2 protein-coding genes are annotated in these 3,054 nt (G+C 29.1%); both read left to right on the forward strand.

The annotated features are described in order from the left end of the window. Positions 1–131: 131 nt before the first annotated feature. Positions 132–953, forward strand: a complete 822-nt coding sequence (locus tag KA900_RS04615; RefSeq protein WP_049948317.1) for a putative RNA methyltransferase — start codon at positions 132–134, stop codon at positions 951–953. A 183-nt stretch (positions 954–1,136) separates the two neighbouring features. Beyond that, positions 1,137–2,141, forward strand: coding sequence for a protein rep (locus KA900_RS04620; RefSeq protein ID WP_078099048.1), 1,005 nt, complete (start codon positions 1,137–1,139; stop codon positions 2,139–2,141). The last annotated feature ends 913 nt before the right edge of the window (positions 2,142–3,054 follow it).

Consider the following 3,054-nt stretch of genomic DNA (forward strand, 5'->3'; position numbering starts at 1 on the left):
CATAGCGTGAGCTATTAAGCCGACCATTCGACAAGTTTTGGGATTGTTAAGGGTTCCGAGGCTCAACGTCAATAAAGCAATTGGAATAAAGCAACTTTGTTATTTATAATTATTTGATTGGAGGTGTGAATATGTTTTTTAAGTGTTCTATATGTGATGAAAAATTAAAGAGAGGTTATAAAACTTTAGCATGTGAGAATAACCATACTTTTGATATTGCAAAAGAGGGTTATTCGAATTTAATTTCAGGGCATAAAAAAAGTAAATACGATAAAAAATTGTTTATTGCTAGAAGAGAATTGAATGATAGTAGCAATTTGTATTCGATATTAATTTCAAAAATCATAGAAATTATTAAAAAATATGAGATTAAAACTAAAAATAATGTGATAGATGTTGGTACTGGTGAGGGTTATATTTTAAATGAAATTAGTAAAACATTTCTTGGTGAAAATGAATTCTTAGGTATAGACATTGCAAAAGAAGGTGTAAAAAAAGCAGCAAAATCATATAAAAATATAAATTGGTTGGTTGCTGATCTAGCTGATATACCAGTTATGAATGGGAATGTAGACTTTTTAATTAATGTGCTTAGCCCTTCTAATTATGATGAGTTTAAAAGAGTTCTAGATAAAGAGGGGAAATTGATAAAAATAATTCCTAATAGTGATTATTTAAAAGAAATAAGGAATATAGTCTTTAGTAATCATAAAAATAAGGATTATGATAATTCTGAGGTTATAGATTTATTTGAAGCTAATTTTAATAAAATTGAAATGATAGACATTAGTTATAAGGTTAAATTAAATAAAGAAGAATTGAATAAATTACTTGATATGACGCCTTTAACGTGGAATTTAAGTGACGTAGAAAAAGAAGGAATAATTAAGAAAAACTTAAGTGAAATTACGATGAGTTTTAAGGTTTTGGTTGGTGGTTTTAAAACGAGTTGAAAACGAGTTTCTTCTTGTCTTGATACTATATAGAAATAACGTTCTTTTTTAAAATGTTGTTTCAAGCTTGATGTAACAGTGTTTTGAAAGATTTTTAGTGTATAAAATAAAATTTGACATAAAAAAACTCCAGTAATAAGATTAAAGTGTCGAGCTAAAATCAAATACTGGAGGTCTTTTTATATGCAAGACAATCATACAAAATATATAGATGAAAATCAAGATAATAAAACACTAAAAGACTTAACGAAAAGTGGGAAACAACGCCCGTGGAGAGAAAAGAAAATCGATAATGTAAGTTATGCAGATATACTAGAAATCTTAAAAATTAAAAAGGCTTTTAACGTAAAACAATGTGGTAACGTCTTAGAGTTCAAGCCTACTGATGAAGGTTATTTGAAGTTACATAAGACATGGTTTTGTAAATCAAAATTGTGTCCAGTTTGTAATTGGAGGCGTGCTATGAAAAATAGTTATCAAGCTCAAAGAGTGATTGAAGAAGTGGTTAAAGAAAAGCCGAAAGCACGTTGGTTGTTTCTTACACTATCAACACGAAATGCGATAGATGGAGATACTTTAGAAAAAAGTCTTAAACATTTAACTGAATCATTTAGAAGATTATTTAAATATAAAAAAGTTAGTAAAAATTTAATTGGTTTTATGCGTTCGACAGAGGTTACAGTTAATAAAAATGACGGTAGTTATAATCAACATATGCATGTTTTATTGTGTGTTGAAAGTAAATATTTTAGAGGTTCTGAGAATTACATTTCTCAAAATGATTGGATTAATTTATGGCAAAAAGCATTACAAGTTAATTATCGGCCAGTAGCAAATATTAAAGCGATCAAACCAAATCAAAAAGGCGATAAAGATATTCAAGCAGCAATCAAAGAAACCTCGAAATATTCGGTTAAATCATCTGATTTTTTAACTGATGATGACGAAAGAAATCAGGAAATCGTGAATGATTTAGAAAAAGGTTTATACCGAAAACGTATGTTGAGTTATGGTGGATTGCTTAAACAAAAACATAAAATTTTAAATTTAGACGATGCCGAAGATGGCAATTTAATTAATACAAGTGACGAAGATAAAACAACAGACGAAGAAGAAAAAGCACATTCAATTACTGCAATTTGGAATTTTGAAAAACAAAATTATTACTTAAAAGATTTGAAACGTTAGCTTAAAAGCTAGCGTTTTTTTTATGTATTTTTGCCCCTGCAGGAACTATAGCGTTCAACCGGCATGGTTGACCAGTTTTACCATGAAAATTTTAATTTGCATGTAAATGGGCAGTGTCTGAAAAATTCGCCACTGGTTATGTACAAAAAATGAGATAAACAATTTAACTTTTTAAGTTATATAAATTTTAGGGAGTTCCAATCAAATTAGAAAAATATATATAAAAGTTATATCGTTTTTCTGGCTTATGTTTAAAAAGTACAAGTGATTGTATTTAAAATGACTTTAGCAACTTAAGTAATATGTCTTTTGAATACAAGTTAAATGTCAGAAAGATGTACCCTTATTTTGCTCATATTTGCGTTTTAAGAAACATATATAAATATACAGGTATAAAAATATATAAATATAGAGTTTGCTCTAAATACCCCCTTAAAATTCAAAATAAAGGCATTTAAAAATTAAGAAAATAAAAAAGCTACTAGCAAAAAACTAGTAGCTTAAATCTTAGTTAAATTTCTATGTAGTATTAATTTTTATATCTACGCTACAACGTCGATTCTAGTTCGTGCAGTATTAATTTTTATATCTGCGCTACAACGCCGATTCCTTAAAACTAAGATAAAAATTGACGAAGGTCGATTATGGTTTTTTACGCGTTCTTTTTAGAACGCATAAGTGCGCCCTTACGGGCCCTTACGGGATTTAACTAGATTATAACGACGAAAAATAGACCTGTAAAGCAATAACAGTTGGGTCTACTTTGTCTACTGGGCAGACAAGAAAAGAACACGCATTTATGCCGAGAAAATTTATTGATGTTGAGAAGAACCCTTAACTAAACTTGCAGACGAATGTCGGCATAGCGTGAGCTATTAAGCCGACCATTCGACAAGTTTTGGGATTGTTAAGG

The organism is Staphylococcus sp. GDY8P120P (assembly GCF_017892065.1).
GTDB lineage: Bacteria > Bacillota > Bacilli > Staphylococcales > Staphylococcaceae > Staphylococcus > Staphylococcus nepalensis.